General features: G+C 68.0%; 18 protein-coding genes. 5 read left to right on the plus strand and 13 right to left on the minus strand.

Annotation, left to right across the window (positions count from 1 at the left end; translation table 11 throughout):
- Window positions 1-54 precede the first annotated feature (54 nt).
- Window positions 55-978, plus strand: coding sequence for a CAF17-like 4Fe-4S cluster assembly/insertion protein YgfZ (ygfZ, locus tag E5P2_RS13625; RefSeq protein ID WP_162567682.1), 924 nt, complete (start codon window positions 55-57; stop codon window positions 976-978).
- Window positions 979-982: 4 nt separating this feature from the next.
- Here the strand turns inward: ygfZ and E5P2_RS13630 are convergent, their stop codons facing one another.
- Genes E5P2_RS13630 through E5P2_RS13640 form a run of 3 tightly spaced genes read right to left on the minus strand, consistent with a single transcriptional unit; the run spans window position 983 to window position 3,785 of the window.
- The gene (locus tag E5P2_RS13630; RefSeq protein ID WP_162567683.1) at window positions 983-1,864 is read right to left on the minus strand and encodes a YbgC/FadM family acyl-CoA thioesterase; all 882 of its coding nucleotides are present in this window, start codon (window positions 1,862-1,864) and stop codon (window positions 983-985) included.
- Window positions 1,861-2,838, minus strand: coding sequence for an alpha/beta hydrolase (locus tag E5P2_RS13635; protein ID WP_162567684.1), 978 nt, complete (start codon window positions 2,836-2,838; stop codon window positions 1,861-1,863). Before E5P2_RS13635 ends, E5P2_RS13630 begins: the two co-directional genes overlap by 4 nt.
- Window positions 2,839-2,888: 50 nt before the next feature.
- Window positions 2,889-3,785 carry a LysR family transcriptional regulator gene (locus tag E5P2_RS13640; RefSeq protein ID WP_162567685.1) on the minus strand — a complete coding sequence of 299 codons (897 nt, stop codon included), beginning with the start codon at window positions 3,783-3,785 and terminating at the stop codon, window positions 2,889-2,891.
- Between the two features lie 98 nt (window positions 3,786-3,883).
- Between E5P2_RS13640 and bla the strand changes: the two genes are divergently transcribed.
- Window positions 3,884-4,750, plus strand: coding sequence for a class A beta-lactamase (gene bla / locus E5P2_RS13645; protein WP_162567686.1), 867 nt, complete (start codon window positions 3,884-3,886; stop codon window positions 4,748-4,750).
- A gap of 13 nt (window positions 4,751-4,763) precedes the next feature.
- Here the strand turns inward: bla and E5P2_RS13650 are convergent, their stop codons facing one another.
- The 3 genes from E5P2_RS13650 to E5P2_RS13660 are packed head-to-tail and all read right to left on the minus strand — an operon-like array spanning window position 4,764 to window position 8,466.
- Window positions 4,764-4,985, minus strand: a complete 222-nt coding sequence (locus E5P2_RS13650) for a hypothetical protein (protein WP_162567687.1) — start codon at window positions 4,983-4,985, stop codon at window positions 4,764-4,766.
- Window positions 4,986-5,031: 46 nt separating this feature from the next.
- Entirely contained in the window at window positions 5,032-6,102 is a 1,071-nt protein-coding gene (locus tag E5P2_RS13655; RefSeq protein ID WP_162567688.1) for a phospholipase, read from the minus strand.
- Between the two features lie 9 nt (window positions 6,103-6,111).
- On the minus strand, window positions 6,112-8,466 hold the full coding sequence (locus E5P2_RS13660) for a Tex family protein (protein WP_162567689.1): 2,355 nt from the start codon (window positions 8,464-8,466) through the stop codon (window positions 6,112-6,114).
- Between the two features lie 108 nt (window positions 8,467-8,574).
- On the opposite strand from E5P2_RS13660, the gene E5P2_RS13665 reads away from it, so the two are divergent.
- The 3 genes from E5P2_RS13665 (at window position 8,575) to E5P2_RS13675 (ending at window position 11,203) form a co-directional block, all read left to right on the plus strand.
- A complete protein-coding gene (locus E5P2_RS13665; RefSeq protein ID WP_232080692.1) occupies window positions 8,575-9,066 on the plus strand; it encodes a hypothetical protein in 492 nt (163 codons plus the stop codon).
- A 62-nt stretch (window positions 9,067-9,128) separates the two neighbouring features.
- A complete protein-coding gene (locus E5P2_RS13670) occupies window positions 9,129-9,707 on the plus strand; it encodes a DUF2239 family protein (protein ID WP_162567691.1) in 579 nt (192 codons plus the stop codon).
- Between the two features lie 146 nt (window positions 9,708-9,853).
- The gene (locus tag E5P2_RS13675) at window positions 9,854-11,203 is read left to right on the plus strand and encodes an MATE family efflux transporter (protein ID WP_162570482.1); all 1,350 of its coding nucleotides are present in this window, start codon (window positions 9,854-9,856) and stop codon (window positions 11,201-11,203) included.
- Between the two features lie 7 nt (window positions 11,204-11,210).
- Here E5P2_RS13675 and E5P2_RS13680 read toward each other — a convergent pair whose 3' ends face one another.
- From E5P2_RS13680 to E5P2_RS13710, 7 genes are all read right to left on the minus strand, one after another.
- Window positions 11,211-12,518, minus strand: a complete 1,308-nt coding sequence (locus E5P2_RS13680) for a DUF3443 domain-containing protein (protein ID WP_174262623.1) — start codon at window positions 12,516-12,518, stop codon at window positions 11,211-11,213.
- Window positions 12,502-12,957, minus strand: coding sequence for a DUF2844 domain-containing protein (locus tag E5P2_RS13685; protein ID WP_162567693.1), 456 nt, complete (start codon window positions 12,955-12,957; stop codon window positions 12,502-12,504). Before E5P2_RS13685 ends, E5P2_RS13680 begins: the two co-directional genes overlap by 17 nt.
- Before the next feature lie 84 nt (window positions 12,958-13,041).
- On the minus strand, window positions 13,042-13,692 hold the full coding sequence (locus tag E5P2_RS13690) for a DUF3299 domain-containing protein (RefSeq protein ID WP_232080693.1): 651 nt from the start codon (window positions 13,690-13,692) through the stop codon (window positions 13,042-13,044).
- A 49-nt stretch (window positions 13,693-13,741) separates the two neighbouring features.
- On the minus strand, window positions 13,742-14,971 hold the full coding sequence (locus tag E5P2_RS13695) for a hypothetical protein (RefSeq protein ID WP_197908501.1): 1,230 nt from the start codon (window positions 14,969-14,971) through the stop codon (window positions 13,742-13,744).
- Complete coding sequence (locus tag E5P2_RS13700) at window positions 14,968-16,467, minus strand: Dyp-type peroxidase (protein ID WP_162567694.1); 1,500 nt, start codon at window positions 16,465-16,467, stop codon at window positions 14,968-14,970. The genes E5P2_RS13695 and E5P2_RS13700 overlap by 4 nt, the downstream gene beginning before the upstream one ends.
- Window positions 16,464-17,786 carry a hypothetical protein gene (locus E5P2_RS13705; RefSeq protein WP_162567695.1) on the minus strand — a complete coding sequence of 441 codons (1,323 nt, stop codon included), beginning with the start codon at window positions 17,784-17,786 and terminating at the stop codon, window positions 16,464-16,466. Before E5P2_RS13705 ends, E5P2_RS13700 begins: the two co-directional genes overlap by 4 nt.
- Before the next feature lie 4 nt (window positions 17,787-17,790).
- Window positions 17,791-18,222 carry a hypothetical protein gene (locus E5P2_RS13710; protein ID WP_162567696.1) on the minus strand — a complete coding sequence of 144 codons (432 nt, stop codon included), beginning with the start codon at window positions 18,220-18,222 and terminating at the stop codon, window positions 17,791-17,793.
- Between the last annotated feature and the right edge of the window lie 5 nt (window positions 18,223-18,227).

The following is an 18,227-nucleotide window of genomic DNA, read 5'->3' on the forward strand; positions in this document are numbered from 1 at the left end:
AAACAGGTAGCCCTGCGGGTCGAACGGAACGAAGCCGACCATGATAATTCAGCGATGACCTCTGTCGTTCTGAATGGCGTCACCGCCCTCCCTCACCTCGGTGTGATTCGCGCCGAAGGCCCCGATGCCGCCGACTTCCTGCATGGCCAGCTGACCCAGGACTTCGTCCTGCTCGGCGCCTCCGAGGCGCGCCTGGCCGCACTGTGCACGGCCAAGGGCCGCGTGATCGCGAGTTTCATCGGTATCCGGCCGCAACCCGATCGGATCCTGCTGGTGTGCAGCCGCGACATCCTTCCCGCCACGCTGAAGCGGCTGTCGATGTTCGTGCTGCGCGCCAAGGTGAAGCTGAGCGATGCCAGCGAGGAGTTCGCGCTCCATGGCCTGGCAGGGACTGCGCTGGCCGCCAATGGCATCGATGCCGGCTCGGCGCCGGGCCGGTGCAGCGTGGCCGGCCAGGCGCAGGTGGTCGCGCTCTATCCCTCCGACGGCGTGCCGCGCGCGCTATGGATCGCACCGGCCGGCAGCGCGGCGCCCCAGGGTGCCGACCTCGATCTCGCGCTGTGGCAATGGAGCGAGGTGCGCAGCGGCATCGTCACGCTGACCCAGCCGGTGGTCGAGGCCTTCGTGCCGCAGATGCTCAACTACGAATCGGTCGGCGGCGTGAACTTCAAGAAGGGTTGCTACCCGGGCCAGGAGGTGGTGGCGCGCAGCCAGTTCCGCGGCACGCTCAAGCGCCGCACCTACCTCGTGAAGGCGGATGCCGCCTTGACCGCGGGCCAGGAAGTCTTTGCCGCCCACAACGCCGAACAGCCCGTCGGTACCGTGGCCCAGGCCGCCGCGGCACCGGGCGGCGGATGGGCCGCGCTGATCTCGATCCAGATCGCGGCCCTGGAAACCGGCGGCCTGCACGCCGGCGCGGTCGATGGTGCTGCACTCACCATCGAGCCGCTGCCCTACGCGCTGCTCGAGGACATCTGAGGGCTTAGAGCGCGTCCTGGAGCGGCCGCCGCATCTCGATGTGCGCGATGTCCGCTTCCTCGAAGGGCTCGCCGTGCGGCGCATAGCCGAGCCGCGCGTAGAAGGGCTGCGCGCTGCGCTGGGCATGCAGCGTGACTTCGCGATCGCCGCGTGCCCTCGCCGCTTCTTCGAGCGCGCGCATCACCGCGGCACCATGGCCACCGCTGCGCAGTGCGCGGTGAACCGCCACGCGGCCGATGCGGCCGATGCCCGAACCGTCCGCGATCAGCCGCCCGGTGGCGATCACCTGGCCCAGCCGGTTGCGTGCGACGCAGTGCAAACCGATGGCATCGTGCGCGTCCCATTCGAGTTCGTCCGGGATCCTCTGCTCCTCGATGAACACCGCGCGCCGCAGCGCAGCCGCGCCCTCACCGAGCGAGGCCCACGTCCCTGTGACGATCTCGCGCATGGAGCCTCCCGCTTCGTAGTCTTCGAAGATCGCGCGCAGCACCTGCGGCACCGGCCTGGAGGTCTGCGTGGCCGGATCGGCAAAGACATAGACCAGCTCGCAGCTCACCAGCAGATCGTCGCCGCGGAACAGCCCGCCGTGAAAGACGATCGACGAGTTGCCCACGCGCACGCACTTCATGCCGACGTCGAGCAGATCGTCCACGCGGGCCGAGGCGTTGAATTCGATGGTCGCCTTGCGCACATAGAGGTCGCCCGCCAGCGACTGCATCGCCTCTTCATACGGCAGCGCCAGCGCGCGCCAGTAATCCGAGATGGCGGTGTCGAAGTACATCAGGTAGTGCGCGTTGAAGACGATCTTCTGCATGTCCACCTCGGCCCAGCGCACGCGCAGGCGATGGAAGAATCGGAAGTCGGATTTCTGCTGGCTGTCGGTCATGGTTGCAAGGCTTCTTTCAGTGCACGGGCCGCATCGGCGTGCGCCTGCAGCGCCTCGGGGATCGCGCGGCCCATCTTGACGAATTCGTGGATCACGCCGCGGTAGATCTCCAGGTCGACCGCAACACCTGCAGCGCGCAGCTTGTCGGCATAGGCGATGCCTTCGTCGACGACCGGATCGCATTCGGCCAGGCCGAGCCAGGCCGGTGCGACACCGTCCACGTCCTGGGCATTCAGCGGCGCGAAGCGCCAGTCGTCGCGCTCGGCACGATTGTGGACGTACTGGGCGAAGAACCACGTGATCAGCGGCTCGCCGAGCAAGGGCCCGGCGGCGAAGCGGCGGTGCGAGGGCGTGTCCTGATGCGCCGTCATGCCCGGGTAGAAGAGCAATTGCAGCGCCAGCCGCAGCCCGGCGTCGCGCGCCAGGATCGCGCAGACCGCAGCCAGCGTGCCGCCCGCGCTGTCGCCGCCGACCGCGATGCGCGTGCCGTCGAGGCCCCATTGCGCGGCGTTCTTCGCCAGCGCGGCCAGTGCGTCCCAGGCATCGTTCGGGGCGATCGGAAACTTGTGCTCGGGCGCGAGGCGATAGTCGAGCGAGACCACCGCGCAGCCGCTCTGGCGGCTCAGCACGCGGCACAGCGTGTCGTGCGTCGCGATGCTCCCGACCGTGAAGCCGCCGCCATGAAAGTACAGCAGGAACGGCAGCACTTCATGCGAAGGCGCATAGAGCCGCGCCGGCAAGGCATGGCCATCGCGCGCGGGCAGCGTGAAGTCTTCGACGCGCTCGAGCGCGGGCTTCGGCACCTCGAGCACGCCGGCGCCTTTCTCGTAGGCGGCCTTGGCCTCTGCGGGTGTCAGCGTGTAGAGCGGCGGATTGCGCGCGCGTGCCATGCGATCGACCACGCCGGCCATCGTGGGCGTGAGCGGCGGCATGCCTGCGTGATGGGCCGCGACTGCGGCAAGGGTGGGGTTCATGTCCGAGACGGCACGGGTTGGATTCGAAGCTCCGGATCGTACAGTCGGCGTCACGCCGGCCGGCCCTTCGGGGCGCCGATGGCGGCGGTCTGCTCCAGCAACCATTGGCGAAAGGCCTGCATCGCCTGGCTCTGCGGCCTGGACCGCAGGCGGGTGAGCCAATAGCTCCCGGTCATCACTTCGATCTCGAGCGGCCGCACCAGCCGTCCATCGTCCAGTTCCTGCGCGAACATCGAGGCCGGCGCGAGCGCCGCGCCGGCGCCCTGCATTGCGGCCTCGACCATGAGCCGCGAGGAATCGAAGACCGGCCCGCGAATCGCCGGGCATGCCATGCCGGCCGCAGCGAACCAGCCCGGCCAGTCGTCCGGGCGGTACGAACGCAGCAACGTCTCGTGGGCGAGGGCCAGCGGCCGCGCGATGCGTGCCGCGACGGCGGGTGCGCACAGGACCGTCAGCGGTGCATCCATCAGATGCTCGGCCTGCATCCCCTGCCAGCTCCCGTCGCCGAACCGGATCGCGAAGTCCAGACCCTCGGCGGCGAGGTCGACGACATTGTTGTGCGTCATCAGCCGCAGGTCGATGAAGGGGCAGCTTTCCTGGAACAGCCGCAGGCGCGGCATCAGCCATCCGACCGCGAAGGTGCCCACCACGCCGACCGTGAGGACTTCGAAGAAATGGCCGTTGTCGAATTGCTGGATCACTGCTTCCATGCGGCCGAAGGCATCGACCAGCACCGGCAGCAGTGCATGCCCTTCGTCGCTGAGCGCGAGGCCGCGCGGCAACCTGCGAAAGAGCGCAACGCCCAGTCGCGCCTCCAGCCCGCGGACCTGCTGGCTCACCGCGGCCTGGGTCACGTTCAGCTCCGACGCCGCCAGCGTGAAGCTCAGATGGCGTGCGGAGGATTCGAAGGCGCGCAAGGCATTGAGCGGAAGGTGCGGGCGCGTCATCGTCGAGCTGGTAGTTTTTCTGGGGCGAGGCAACAAATACTATCGTTTGTGCCGTCGATGCGGATCGCCGAAAGTCATTCGCTTTTCAGGACCCTTCCATGATTCATCGACGTCAGTTCTCCGCCGCACTGTTCGCATCCCTGGGCATGTCATCGCTCGCTCGCGCCGAATCGCCGGCCGATCTGCCGGCGCAGCTGGCAGAGATCGAGCGCGGCAGCGGCGGCCGGCTCGGCGTCGGCGTGCTCGACACCGCCACCGGACAGCGCGCCGGCCATCGCGAGGACGAGCGCTTCCCGATGTGCAGCACCTTCAAGCTGCTCGCTTCTGCGCTCGTGCTCGCGCGCGTCGACCGGCATGAAGAACGGCTGGAGCGCCGCGTGCTCTTCGGTGCGCGCGATCTGGTCGATGGTTCGCCGATCACCGGCCAGCACGTCGGCGGCAACGGCATGACGATGGCCGAACTCTGCGAAGCCGCCATCACGCGCAGCGACAACACGGCCGGTAACATGCTGCTCGCCAGCTTCGGCGGACCGAAGGCGTTCACGACCTATGCGCGCTCGCTGGGCGACACGCTCACGCGGCTCGACCGGAACGAGACCTCGCTCAACGAGGCCCGCCCGGGCGACCCGCGCGACACCACCACGCCCGCCGCCATGCTCGGCAACCTGCAAAAGATCCTCGTCGGCGATGCGCTGTCGCCCTCTTCGCGCGCGCAGCTGCTGCGCTGGCTCGACGCCAACAAGACCGGCGATGAACGGATGCGTGCGCGCCTGCCCGCGGGCTGGAAGGTCGGCGACAAGACCGGCTCCGGAGAACGCGGCGCGACCAACGACATCGGCATCCTGCGGCCGCCGGGTCGCGCGCCGATCCTGGTCACCATCTATCTCACGGAAACGGAGGCGCCGGCCAATGCGCGCAATGCCACGATCGCATCGGCCGGAGCGGCCATCGCAGGCTGGGTCTGACGTCGCGCCGGACTCAGCCCTTCTTGCCGCCGAACACCAGCAGCGCGCCGCCCACGACGATCGCCGCCACCCCGGCCCAGACCGGGAAGTCGACCTCCTGCTTTTCCTGCAGCGAGAGCTCGATCGGCCCGATCTTGGCCTGATGCGTTTCCTTGGTGAAGCTGAAGCCGCCCATGCCGAGGGCTGCAATGCCGGCCACGATCAGCACGAGGCCGACGATTCGAGTTGCATTCATGAAGATCCTCCGTTGATGCACGCCCGACTGTAGCCGCGGCGCGCCCTCACAAGGGCAGCACGTCGCGCGCGCTGCCCGCATGCAGCCATTGCGCGAACTCGTCGGCCAGCCGGCGCGATGCGTCGGCTGCCGTACGCCAGGCCTTCATGCGCGCGGGCGCATCGTTGCCGTAGCGCAAGAAGTCGTTGCGGTCCGGGAGCTTGCCGTTAGGCAGGCTCCTCACCCATGCGGGGTCGGGGGCCAGCAGCACCATGCGATCGAGAAAGCGGGTCGCGCCGTGGCGCCACTTGAGGCTCTTGTCGAGCCAACCCGGCACCACGGCTTTCTGGAAATGGGGATAGAGCACGATGCCGTCGGCGTCGCCGTAGTCCAGGTGCAGGTGGTAGTCGGTGATGCCGCCGTCCCAGTACGCGCCACGGGGCGCGCCGGGGATGTCGTGCACGGCCTCGAGCATGAAGGGGATCGAGCACGAGGCCTGCAGCGCGAGCTCGAAATTCAGGGGCATCAGTTCGACCTGCCGCGTGCGGAAGTCCCGTGTGCCGAAAGGCAGCGCCGCACCCGGGCTGGAGAACACCACGCGTTCGAGCCATGCGCCCAGGCTGCGGCGATGCACGCTGTTGGAGAGAAAGGCGCCCAGGTAGCCGACCGGCGTGCGCGCCCTGCCCTCGCGCCCGAGGATGTGCCGCCCGCGCGAGGTGATCACATGCAGCCGATAGCGCGGATGACGCAACACCTCGTCGACGCGGCCGCCGTAGAAGCTGCGCAGCCCTTCGCCGAACTGCGCGCTGACCTCTTTCGCGCTCAGGCGCTTCTGGCCCGGCGGCACTTCGAAGTGCTGGTGGATATAGCCGTGCTCGAACTGCTCGAAGGCCGTCTTCGGATCGTCGAGGCAGGCATTGGCCAGCCGCCAGGCGCCGATCGATGCGCCGACCAGATCGATGGGCTGTGCCGATTGCGGCAGCCATTCGGAAAAAAGAAAGCGATCGATCGGCCCGAGGATCAGGCCCTTGGGTCCACCCGCCGCACCCGGAACGATGCGCACATCCTCCGGTCGCAGCCCACGGGCCTCGATGTGCGCGCGCGCCGCGGGGCCGGCGTAGATGCGCAGCGCCTTCATGCGCCCACTTTACTTGCGCAGGCCCTGCAGCTTGGCAAAGGCAGAAGCCATCTGCCCCGCGGGCTGCGGGCTGTTGTCGCGGCGCGGTCCCTGCTGCCCGCGCCCTGCCCCTTCGAAGCGGTTCTCGCGCGGACCATCGCGCCGCGATGGCGCGGCATCGAGCTTCATCGACAGCCCGATGCGCTTGCGCGCGACGTCGACCTCCATCACCTTGACCTTGACGATGTCGCCCGTCTTGACGACCTCGCGCGCGTCATTGACGAACTTGTGCGAGAGCTGGCTCACGTGAACCAGCCCGTCCTGGTGCACGCCGAGGTCGATGAAGGCGCCGAACTGGGCCACGTTGCTCACCGTGCCTTCGAGCACCATGCCTTCGACCAGGTCCTTGATGTCGTCGACACCGTCGTTGAAGCGCGCCACCTTGAAGTCGGGGCGCGGGTCGCGGCCCGGCTTCTCGAGCTCGCCGAGGATGTCCTTGACGGTGATGACGCCGAATTTCTCGTTGGCGAACAGCTCGGGCCGCAGCGTCTTGAGCATCTCGGCGCGGCCCATCAGCTCGGCGATCGGCTTGCCGGTCTTCTCGATCATCTTTTCTACCACCGGGTAGGTTTCCGGATGCACGCCGGTCACGTCGAGCGGATTGGCGCCGCCGCGGATGCGCAGGAAGCCCGCGCTCTGTTCGAAGGTCTTGGCACCGAAGCCGCTCACGTCCAGCAATTGCTGCCGGCTCGCGAACGCACCGTTGGCCTCGCGCCAGCGCACCACCGCCTTGGCCACGCTGGCCGACAGGCCCGAGACGCGCGACAGCAGCGGCACGCTCGCGGTGTTGAGGTCGACGCCGACCGAGTTCACGCAGTCCTCGACCACCGCATGCAGCGTGCGCGCGAGCTCGCTCTGGTTCACGTCGTGCTGGTACTGGCCGACGCCGATCGACTTGGGATCGATCTTCACCAGCTCGGCCAGCGGATCCTGCAGCCGGCGTGCGATGCTCGCGGCACCGCGCAGGCTGACATCGACGTCGGGCATTTCCTGCGACGCGAATTCGCTCGCCGAATAGACCGAGGCGCCGGCCTCGCTGACCACCACCTTCTCGACGTTCACCGCCGGCGCGCCGGCCTGCTGCGTCATCTTTGCGAGCAGCTTGATCAGGTCGGCCGCCAGCTTGTCGGTCTCGCGGCTGGCGGTGCCGTTGCCGATCGCGATCAGGTTCACGCCGTGCTTGGCGCACAGTTTGCCGAGCGTGTGCAGCGAGCCTTCCCAATCCTTGCGCGGCTCGTGCGGGAACACGGTGGCGGTCTCGACCAGCTTGCCGGTCGCATCGACCACCGCCACCTTGACGCCGGTACGGATGCCCGGGTCCAGCCCCATCACGACGCGCGGGCCGGCGGGCGCCGCCAGCAGCAGGTCGCGCAGGTTGTCGGCGAAGACCTTGATCGCGACCTTCTCTGCCTCTTCGCGCAGCCGCGTGAAGAGGTCGCGCTCGGTCGACAGCGCGAGCTTGACGCGCCAGGTCCAGGCCACGCACTTGCGGATCAGGTCGTCGGCCGGCCGGCCCGCATGGCTCCATCCGAGGTGCAGTGCGATCTTGCCTTCGGCGATCGACGGCTTGCCCGGCTCGGGCTCGACCGGCAGCACCAGCTTGGCATCGAGGATGTCCTGCGCGCGGCCGCGGAACACGGCCAGCGCACGGTGCGAAGGCACGCGGCCGATCGGCTCGTCGTAGTCGAAGTAGTCGCGGAACTTGGAGACGTCGGCGTTGTTCTCGTCCTTGCCGCTCATCAGGCTGGACTTGAGAAGGCCCTCGGCCCACAGCCATTCGCGCAGGCGCTGCACCAGCGGCGCATCTTCGGCCCAGCGCTCGGAAAGGATGTCGCGCACGCCGTCGAGCACCAGCGCGACGGTCGAGAAATCGAGGCCGTCTGCGGCCGGCTTGACGAAGGCAGCGGCTTCTTCCGCGGGGTTCAGCGTCGGCTCGGCGAAGAGCCTGTCGGCCAGCGGCTCGATGCCGGCCTCGCGCGCCATCTGGCCCTTGGTGCGGCGCCTCGGCTTGTAGGGCAGGTACAGGTCTTCGAGCTCCTGCTTGGTCGGCGCGGCCTCGACCGCGGCGCGCAACTCGGGCGTGAGCTTGCCCTGCTCCTCGATGCTTTTCAGCACGGCGGCGCGACGGTCTTCGAGTTCGCGCAGATAGGACAGGCGCGCTTCGAGTTCGCGCAGCTGGATGTCGTCGAGGCCGTCGGTCGCCTCCTTGCGATAGCGTGCGATGAAGGGCACGGTGGCACCTCCGTCGAGCAGATCGACGGCGGCCTTCACCTGGTGCTCGCCGACCTTGATCTCGGCCGCGAGCTGGCGAATGTTTTTCTGCATGTCTGGAGGAGCGTTCCTGGAGCGCGCCGCCGACGGGCCGGCGACGCAGGGCGGGTAAAGCGCGGAAGTTTGCCATAGGGCCCGCGGCGACAATGGCCCGGCATGCGCATGCTCAAGAAACTCCTGGCCGCACTCGCCGCCGTCCTCCTCGTTCCGATCCTGCTGTTCGAGGAATGGGGTTGGGAACCGCTGGCCCGTGTCGTGGCGCAACTGACCCGCCTGCCCTTGTGGGCGCGCTTCGAACGCTGGCTCAAGTCCCTGCCGCCATGGGCTGCGCTGCTGGCGTTTTTCGTGCCGATGGGGGTGTTGTTCCCGATCAAGCTGCTCGGGCTGTTCCTGCTCGGCGAAGGCCACGGACTGAGCGCGCTGTTGCTGCTGTTGGCGGCCAAGGTGATCGGCACCGCGATCGTGGCGCGGCTGTTCCAGCTGCTGGAGCCGACGCTGATGCGCATTCCGCTGTTCGCGCGCTGGTATCCGCGCTGGAAGACCTGGAAGGACCGCATGCTCTCGATCGTGCGCGCGAGCGCGACCCGGCGTGTGGTGCGCCGCCTGAAGGACGGCGCACGCCGCCGGTGGCGCCAATGGCGCGGCACCGCCTGATCCGCTGAATTTTCACCCGGGTAGATTGCCAAGGAGTTTTTGTCCGGGTATTATTCGCGCCCATGTCATCCCCCGCACCCGAATCCACCCTCACCGCTTTCGCGGGATTCCGGCGCATCGCGTCCGGCCCGCGCGCCGAAGTGATCGCCAAGCTGCGCAAGCTACGCCGCCATGCCGAGGACGCGGCACCCTTCGTGTTCGACGACGCCACGGGCGACCGTCTCGACCTCGATCTGCGCCACGGCCCTGCGCCCGCAGCGGCCGCCACGCCATCCGAAGAACAAACGGCGCGCAGCGTCGGCCGCCCACGCCTGGGCGTGGTGGCGCGCGAGGTCACGCTGTTGCCGCGCCATTGGGAATGGCTCGGCCGTCAGCCCGGCGGCGCCTCGGTGGCGTTGCGGCGCCTGGTCGACGAGGCCCGCCGAGTGCATGCCGGCCGCGACGCCGAACGCGGCGCGCGCGAAGCCACCTACCGCTTCATGACCGCGATCGCGGGCGACCTGCCGGGTTTCGAGGAAGCGACCCGCGCGCTCTTCGCCGGCGATCGTTCGCGTTTCGATGGACTCGTCGCGCCCTGGCCCCAGGATCTGCGCACTCACCTTCACAAGCTAGCCGCCGCGGCCTGGAGCGCTGCGTCATGAAAGGACCCACCCTGACCCCCGACGCCGCCCTCGACCCCGAAGACATCCAGCACGCCGGCGAGATCGCCGCACCGCCCGCGACGGTGGCCGACCCCGTGCCGCCGCCGATCGCGCCGCAAGCCAACGCCAACCGGCGCGCCGCAGCGATGGCGTCCAACAAGCCGCTATGGCAGACCTTCCTGCTGTTCCTCGCGCCCATGCTGCTGAGCAACATCCTTCAATCGCTGTCGGGCACGCTCAACAACGTCTACCTCGGTCAGATGATCGGCGTCGGCGCGATGGCGGCGGTGTCGAGCTTCTTTCCGATGATGTTCTTCTTCATCGCCTTCACCATCGGTCTCGGCGCCGGTGCGTCGGTGCTGATCGGCCAGGCCTGGGGCGCGCGCGAACTCGACAAGGCGCGCGCGGTCGCCGGCACCACGCTCACGGTGGGCGTGCTGTTCGGCCTGTGCGTGGCGGTGTTCGGCGGCGCCTTCACGCAGCCGATGCTGGCCGCGCTGGGCACGCCGGCCGATATCCTGCCGGACGCCACGCGCTATGCACGCATCATCCTGATCGCGATGCCGGGCCTGTTCGTGTTCCTGCTTTCGACCGCGATGCTGCGCGGCGTCGGCGACACGGTGGCGCCGCTCTACACGCTCTTGATCTCGACCGGGCTCGGCGTCGTCATCACGCCGGCGCTGATCCGCGGCTGGTTCGGCCTGCCGCAGCTCGGCGTGGCCAGCGGTGCCAGCGCGACCGTGGTCGCGTTCGTGGTGGCGACCACCTGGCTGGCCTTCCATCTGCGGCGCAAGAAGAGCCCGCTCGCGCCCGATGCCGATTTCGTTCGGCACCTGCGCGTGCGGCCGAAGCTGCTGCTGGCGGTGCTCAAGGTCGGCGTGCCCACCGGCGTGCAGATGATCGTGGTGTCGCTGGCCGAACTCGTGCTGCTGTCCTTCGTCAACAGCTACGGCTCGAATGCCACGGCAGCCTATGGTGCGGTGAACCAGGTGGTGGCCTACGTGCAGTTCCCGGCGATCTCGATCGCGATCACGGCCTCGATCCTCGGTGCGCAGGCCATCGGCGCCGGACAGGTGCAGCGCCTGGGCGCCATCACGCGCACGGCGCTGCTGATGAACCTGGTGCTCACCGGTGCGCTGGTGCTGCTGGGCTACCTGTTCTCACGTTCGCTGATGGGCTTCTTCATCACCAGCGATCCGGTGATCGAGGTCGCGCAGACGCTGCTGCACATCATGCTGTGGAGCACGGTGATCTTCGGCATGGGCTCGGCGTTGTCGGGGATCATGCGCGCCAGCGGTTCGGTGCTGGTGCCGACCTCGATCTCGATCTTCTGCATCGCGCTGATCGAGGTGCCGGTGGCGTGGTGGTTCAGCCATCGCATCGGCCTCAACGGCATCTGGATCGCCTACCCGGCGGCCTTCATCTCGATGCTGACGCTGCAGGCCTGCTACTACCGCTTCGTGTGGCGCAAGAAGGCGATCCGCAGGCTGATCTGAGGAGCGCTCAGTACGCGACGTAGGGCCCGGTCCCGCCGGCGGTCGAGGCGCCTTCCAGCGCCGTGAACACGTTGCGTCCGAAGAAGAAGGACAGGCCCCAGTCGAAGCCGTCGATCCCCGGGATGTTGCCGCCGATGTTGTCGAATGCCGTCGCGGTGGGGTTGCCGGCGAGCAGCGCCTGGGCGTTGCCGATGCTGAAGTTCACCGTGCCGTTGGTGCCGTTGGTGCCCTGGTTGAGCGCGCTCAGCGACTGCGCGGCAGTCGGGCAATAAAGACCCGCTTCGCCCGCGTTGGTACACCCCGGCAGCGTGCTCGAATCGAAGAAGAAGAAATTCGAGCCGCTGTCGATGAAGCTCTGCGCGTAGGCGTGCCCGTTGAAGGTGGTGCTGAAATTGCCGAAGCGGTCCAGGCCGTAGATCTGCGCGTTGCCCAGTGCGTTGTTGCTGCGCGTGCCGATGCCGAGCACCAGGGAGCCGGCCACGGCCTTGGCACCGGCGGCGGCGATCGCCGGAAGCTGGATCAGCACGCCGTTGTTGTCGGACGCAAGCAGCGCCACCGGATTGGCGACCTGCCGCGCGAGCGTGATGGTCGACGAAGTGCATGACCCTGCGGATGGGCACACGTAGTAGGTGCCGGGGATGGCATTGCCGACGCAGGCGCTGCCGCAGTCCTGCCGGAACACGCTCACACCCAGCAAGCCGTTGCCGCCGAAGCTCGCGACCGTGTCGGCCTGCGCGCCGCTGGTCGAGCAGGACGACGGCACCACGCCGAAGTCGGGGTCGCCGATGATCTGCACCGGCACCGAGGGCGCTGTCTCGCCCGCCAGACTGACGTCGGCCAGCCTGACCGAGCCCCAGGCATAGCTGCTGACGAACTGCACGCATTCCCCGTAGGGCGCGCTCGAGCCGTCGATCTGCGGCGTCAGCCCGGTGCGGATGTTCAGGGCCGAGGCCAGGAGGCGCAGTCCGCTCGACCCGGTGTCCAGGATGACGTGGTCGATGGTCTGACAGACGGTGGTGCTGCCGGGCGCGCACACCCTGACGCTGACAAAGGGGAAGTTGACCGTGCTGGCCGTGCCGGCCGGGCCGACGTCCACGCTGATGGCGGCCACGTTGGAGCCCGACGTGCTCGCCGTCGTGCTGCCGGACGTGGTGGTGCCGGCCGCCGTGGTCGTGCCCGTGATGGCGGGAAGGACCGGCAGCGCACCGCCGCCGCCACCGCCCCCACCGCCGCATCCCGTGGCAAGAACGCAAAGGCCGGCCGCGAGCGCGGCCCGCAGACGTCGGAGGCCGATGCGGTCAGCGAATGTCTTCAACGTGAACTCCCGCCGGCAACTGGCCGGGCAGATAGGCCTTGCCGAAAAACGCGCGCATGTGTCCGCCCGAATGCACCACCAGTCCGGGCCGGTTGACCAGCACATTGCTGCGCCGAAGCCCGGCGCTGCCCGCGGCCTGGACGAAAGTATCGAACTGATCGCCCAGGACTTGCTTCAGGTCGGGCATGAAGGGCCCGTGCCATGCCACCGCAAACACTTGCCCGGTGGCGGACGACACGAACTCACGGACCGCGGTTCCCGAGGGCAGCGTGATCTCGTGCACGGTGTAGGCCCCTGCGGCCGTCACCTTGCGCGCGGCATGCATGTGGATCTGGTCGGCTTCGACGGACGAGACGAGGCCGCCCAGCGCGGCATTGGCTTGCAGCGGCGCCAGTGCCGCGAGCAGAAGAACGAGCACGATTCGGCAATCGGCCGGCATGGTGGCCCTCCCGGTGTGACGGTGCCGATCCACGGCACCCCTCGCGCTTGTAACCCGCCGACCTTGACCTCCAACTGACCACGTTCATTGCGGCTTGGGGGCTGTGTAGGGTTCGACCGTGGCCTCGGCCATCCGGTAGCCGCTGACACCCATCTCGGAATTGGAGCGGACGCTCTGCATCGTTCCGCTGACCCAGACGGTGTCCATGGCATGAAGTCCTTCTTCAGGCTTGGCAGTGATCACGTGGACGATCTGGTTGGCCGGCGGCGGTGGCGTGTGGATGCAGGCGCCGAAGTACGGCACCAGCAGGAATTCCTTCAGCTTGCCGTCGACTTCCTCCAGCGGAACCACGTAGCCGGGCAACTTGACCGCCGCGCCTTCCAGGGCGCTGACCGTCGGCGCGCTGTCCCAGACCGCCCGCAGGTCCGCGAGCAGTTTCTTCGCCTTGGGATCCGAGTCGCTCAACGCATTCAGGTCGGCATTCTGGAAGCGCTTCTGGGGATCCCAGTCCTTGGGCACCAGCGCATCCCATTCGATCTTCCTGAAGTTGGCCGGCGCGGCGGCCGGAGCCGGGGCCGCCGCAACGACCGGGGCCGCCGGCGCGGCTTGCGGGGCAGCGTCTGCGACCGGTGCGGCCGAAGATCCGGGGCTCATGACCACCGATGCAATTTCCGCGCCGATCACGGCCGCTCCGCAATAAGCCACCACGGCCATGGCAATCCAGCGCTTTTTCATTCGATGTACCTCTCGCGGCTTCGACAGGGGTCCGCTGCCGAGGTTCCATCTATTCGAACACTTCGTCGCCCGTCGGCTCGTAGTGCGGTACCGCATTCATCGAATGCCGCAGCTTCGACAGCTCCCAGTACATGCGCTTGCGCGCCCGGCTCTGGTTGCCGAGCGGCCGGTGTTCGGCGATGGTGTGCCACGGGTTGTACGACAGCCGCTTGGCGAAGTCCATCTGCAGCGGTGAATCGAAGGTCTGACGCGGCAGGCGCAGCGTGGCCACCGTGACGCGCGGCGACAGCTTCTCGGGCCACAGCACCCCGGCGTTCTCGATCGGCATGAGGTGCGGATGGGTCTGCATCTGCAGACGGATGTCGAACTCGACATCCCCTTCGGCCAGCGAGGCGACCATCGCCTGGCGCAGGTAGTCGTCCGGCGGGCGCAAGGGCAGCCGCGGTATCGGCGTGCGCTTCGTCGACCTCGGCCACACCGAGTACTGCATCGCCTGGCCCTCCCCCATCAGGTAAGGCACGCAGCTGAAGTAAGGCGCTTCGAAGGGACTGCTCTGCGTCTTGATGAAGAGCGACTGCATGACCAGGTCGAGCACGTGCGAATCGTGCAGGTTGACGAAGTAGAAGATCTGCGCGTTCTTCACGCTTTCGATCTGCAGCGCCGCATTCGCCCTGGCATCGGGCGTCACGAAGGTCGGCGTGGAGACGCCGAACATGTCCAGCGTGTGCTGCTCGTCGTCCATCAGCTTCGGCCCCGGCACGCCCATCAGCTTGATGCTGATGCTCATGAAGCCGACGTCGTCGATGTCGGGCGTGATGTAGGGACCGGGGCCCGAGAAGCGCACCCAGGCGCGAAAGGTCTGCGGCTGCGCATAGATGCCGCGGCGCATCGGTTCGGGGATGCCGTCGTGCACGATGAACTCGCCGCGCACGATGCCCTGCGTCTTGGTGTTGCCGCCGCGCTCGAAGCCGCCGGGCTTCCAGAGGTCGCTCATCTGGCGCGTGAAGCTCTGCACGATCGAGTCGGTGAAGCTCTCCTCGTCGGGCATCAGCCTTTCCTCGGCGATGCCGAGGCCTTCGTCCTTTCGCTTGCTGTTGATGAGCGCCGTCGTGAAGCGCGCCAGGGGATCGCGCAGCAGCGCGTCGAAGGCCGGCCGCACGAAGGGATCGAAGCGCCGCTCCAGGCGCAGCAGCGCCATGCCCGAGTCGCTGATGACGTTGCGCAGCACCGAGCCTGTGTTGGCCCTCGGCGCGGGACGGCTGACATTGGAATTCGTCATGGCTGGACCTTCGACAGATAGCGCAGCGCACGCAGGCCGGGCAGGAAGAAATAGGCGCCGCCCCGCACGGTGACGAACTGGGGCAGGCCCGCGATCCGCTCGTCGGGTCCCGAGGCCATGGGCATCGAGAAGGCGTCGGTGCGCGTGCCGTCGGGCCGCGGCAGATGGGTGGCGATCAATGGATCGCTCTCGTCGCGTGCGCCGTCGAAGCGGATGCCGGCGAGCCATGCGCCCTGCACGAATTCGAACTGGCGCGCGATGTTGGCACCCAGGCAGATGAAGTGCAGTCCGGTGTCTTCGCCCTCCGCCGCGCCGCCCAGCGCCTCGCTCATCGACATCGCCTTGCCGTATTCGCGTCCGCGGCGCAGCACGCGGTGGAAACGTGTCGAAGCGATCAGGTCACGGGCGAGCGCATCGGCGTCGAATCCCAGCGTGCGCCGGGCCCACGAGATGAAGCCCTCATCGCCCGGCGGCAGGTCGGCATTGCGCGGGTTGCTGCGGCGGATGTGGGCGCCGAACGGACAGCGCAATCCCGACGGATCCTTGTCGTAGGTGAAGGTGTTGCGCAGTTCGTCTTCGCCGTCGATGCGCTTGTCGGCGAAGTCGACGAGCGGCGCGCCGTCCATCGTGCGGCCGACCATCGCCTGGGCCAGCTGCACGCGCCGCGCTGCATCGCCGCCGGCCTGTGCGTCGAGAAAGCGCCAGAAGCGGCCGACATCCTGGCGCAGCGTGCGCACGATCAGGTAGCTGCCGTTGCGCCCGAGGTCGGCCTTGCCGGCGTCGTCCTCGGCGCGCGCGAGCATCGCCTGCGGATCGCGTTCGGCATCGAGCAGCGGACGATCGGTGTACTCGCCGTATTCGTTCGGGTAGCCGAGCAGGAATTCGCCGAGGCAAGACAGGTTGGTGTAGGTCGGCAGCTCCTGGTCACGCGCCTCGCGCGTGCGCTTCCAGTCGAGCATGGGTTCCGAAATGCCGTCGGCAAAACCGAAGGGCTCGAAGCCTTTCATGTCGGAGGTCGCGAGGCAGCCGATCCGGTCGAAGCCTGCGGCAAGCGCAGCGCACACGTCGTCCTGCCACGGCTGCAGCCTGTGCGGCATCGCATAGAGCATCACCAGCACATGCGGCAGGCGCTGCGGCGCACCACCCCATGCCCATTCGGCAGGCGCATTCGGGCCGAGGTCGCCGAGCCGGCGTGCGCGGCTCGGGTCACCGTTCATGCCGGCAATGAATTCCGGCGAGAAGCCTTGCACGATGTCCTCGGCTACGCCGAGCGCACGCAGGCCTTCGCTGGTGAAGGCGATCTGCATCGCGGTTTCGGGCGCGCGTTCGCAAGCGGCCGCATTGGCAACCGGCGCGCCCGCAAGCCAGGCGCGCGCAGCCGCTGGGTCCTTGATGCGCAGCAGCAGGAAGCAGGCTTCGGTGAGCTTGCCGTAGCCGAAGCGCATCAGGCCCTGGATGTCCTCGTACTCGACCGATCGCATCGTGCTCGCGCTCATAGCAACCCCAGCCATTCGAGCGCTTCGGCATCGTTCATCGCAGCCCGCTCCAGCCCGTCGCGAATGCGCCGGTTGCGGTCGAGATCGGTCAGCGTCAACCCGGGGTAGGCCTTGTACCAGACCTGGGTCGGCACCTGGTGCCGCCGCTGGTAGTGCTTGAAGCGCAGCTCGTGCCGGGCACCCTGCTTGATCAGCCATGCGGTGCGCGGCCAGCCGAAGCCGTTGCTGAAGACCAGGTTGAGACCCCAGCCCGCCTTGTTGATGAAGTCATCCATATAGCTCTCGTGGCTGCCGTCGTAGCTGCTCGCGAACACCATCCGGGTCTTGTCGTCGAGAAAGACCCAGCGTGCGAAATGGATGGTCTGCACGCGCGCGAGATGGCCGCGTGCGAAGAGATGGCGCGCGGCATAGTCGATCAGCACCAGGACGAGTTGCACCAGCGCGCGCCGAAAGCGGCCGGGCTTGACGGCGCCCACGGCCGTGAAGCTGTTGCTGAGGTCATGGTCCTCGAGCTGCTGCATCGCGAGCACGGCGGCCGCGTCGGGACGCGGGCAGTATTCCGGATCGCTTCGCTCGTGGCGGCGAAGCGTCACGGCAGCCCATACCGCCAGCACGATCGCCAGCGGCAGCAGCGCGATCGCGAGCACGGCCAGCACGAGCCCGATCGCCGGGATGCCGATCAGGTGCAGCAGGTTGCGCAGTTGCCATCCCGGCGGCGTCGGCTCGGGTGGCGTGAGCGCGAGGCGGCCGGCGGCCTGTTCGGCGCGCACGAAGGCGACCAGCGCATCGCGCGTGGCTTGCGGATCGGCCTGCGCGCCACCCGTCGCAGGCCGTGGCACCCGCAAAGACAGTGCGCGCTGCAGCGCGGCCTCCTCGTGCACCTGCCGCACCGTGCGGCCGATCCAGTTGACATAGCGGGTCGCCACGGGCAGGTCGTGCGCCACGAGCCAGCCGAGCAGATCACCTGCCGCATCGAAGCCTTCGCAGTGGGAGAAGATCCGGCGCAGCCCTTCGCCCGCACGCTGCACCAGCTCGGCCAGCTGCGCGCGTGCCGGGCCATCGCAATCGCCCATGAACGACAGGTACTGCGGCAGCACGGGACGCGGCAGGCCGAACACTTCGAGGTCGCCCATGGTCATGTCGTCGAGGATGACGAAGCGCGCGAAGTGCAGCCGCTCGAAGGCAGCGAAAGGCAGCAGCGCATTCGCGGCGTCGACCACGCCGGGTTCGGTGTTCATCGTGTCGAGCATCGCCCTGAGGCCGGGTTCGCGGCCCGGAGCGATCGGCGCGACCACCGTGAAGTGGGATGGAGGCGTCACCGCATCAGAACTGGAGGCAGAAGTCGATCAGCCGCTCCTTGCCCCAGTAGACCTTGCCCAGGTAGAAGTTCGGGGAGATGAGGCGGATCTCGTCCCGGATCCAGTGCGCGACCAGCGAGGTCTCCGAATAGTCGAGCACGATGCACTCCTTGCCGTCGAGCCAGCTGTCGCCCTTGTAGACCTTGGCCACGATAGCCTTGACGCCGAAGGGCGTGACCTTGTTCTTCAGCACGCCGTTCTCCGCATCGAACACTTTGCCCTGCCAGCCGAAGTAGCTGATCGTCTTCGCGATCGACAACGTGTAGCGCGTGCCGGGCGCGATGATGGCGGTGCCGTCGGCCTCGCCGGAGGGGACGTCGCCCGGCGGGCTGGTGCGGAACAGGTCGTCGAGTTGCTGCTGCGACATGTCGAGCAGTTGTTGTACGTCGTAGGCCATGCACG

The organism is Variovorax sp. SRS16 (assembly GCF_901827165.1).
Lineage (GTDB): Bacteria > Pseudomonadota > Gammaproteobacteria > Burkholderiales > Burkholderiaceae_C > Variovorax.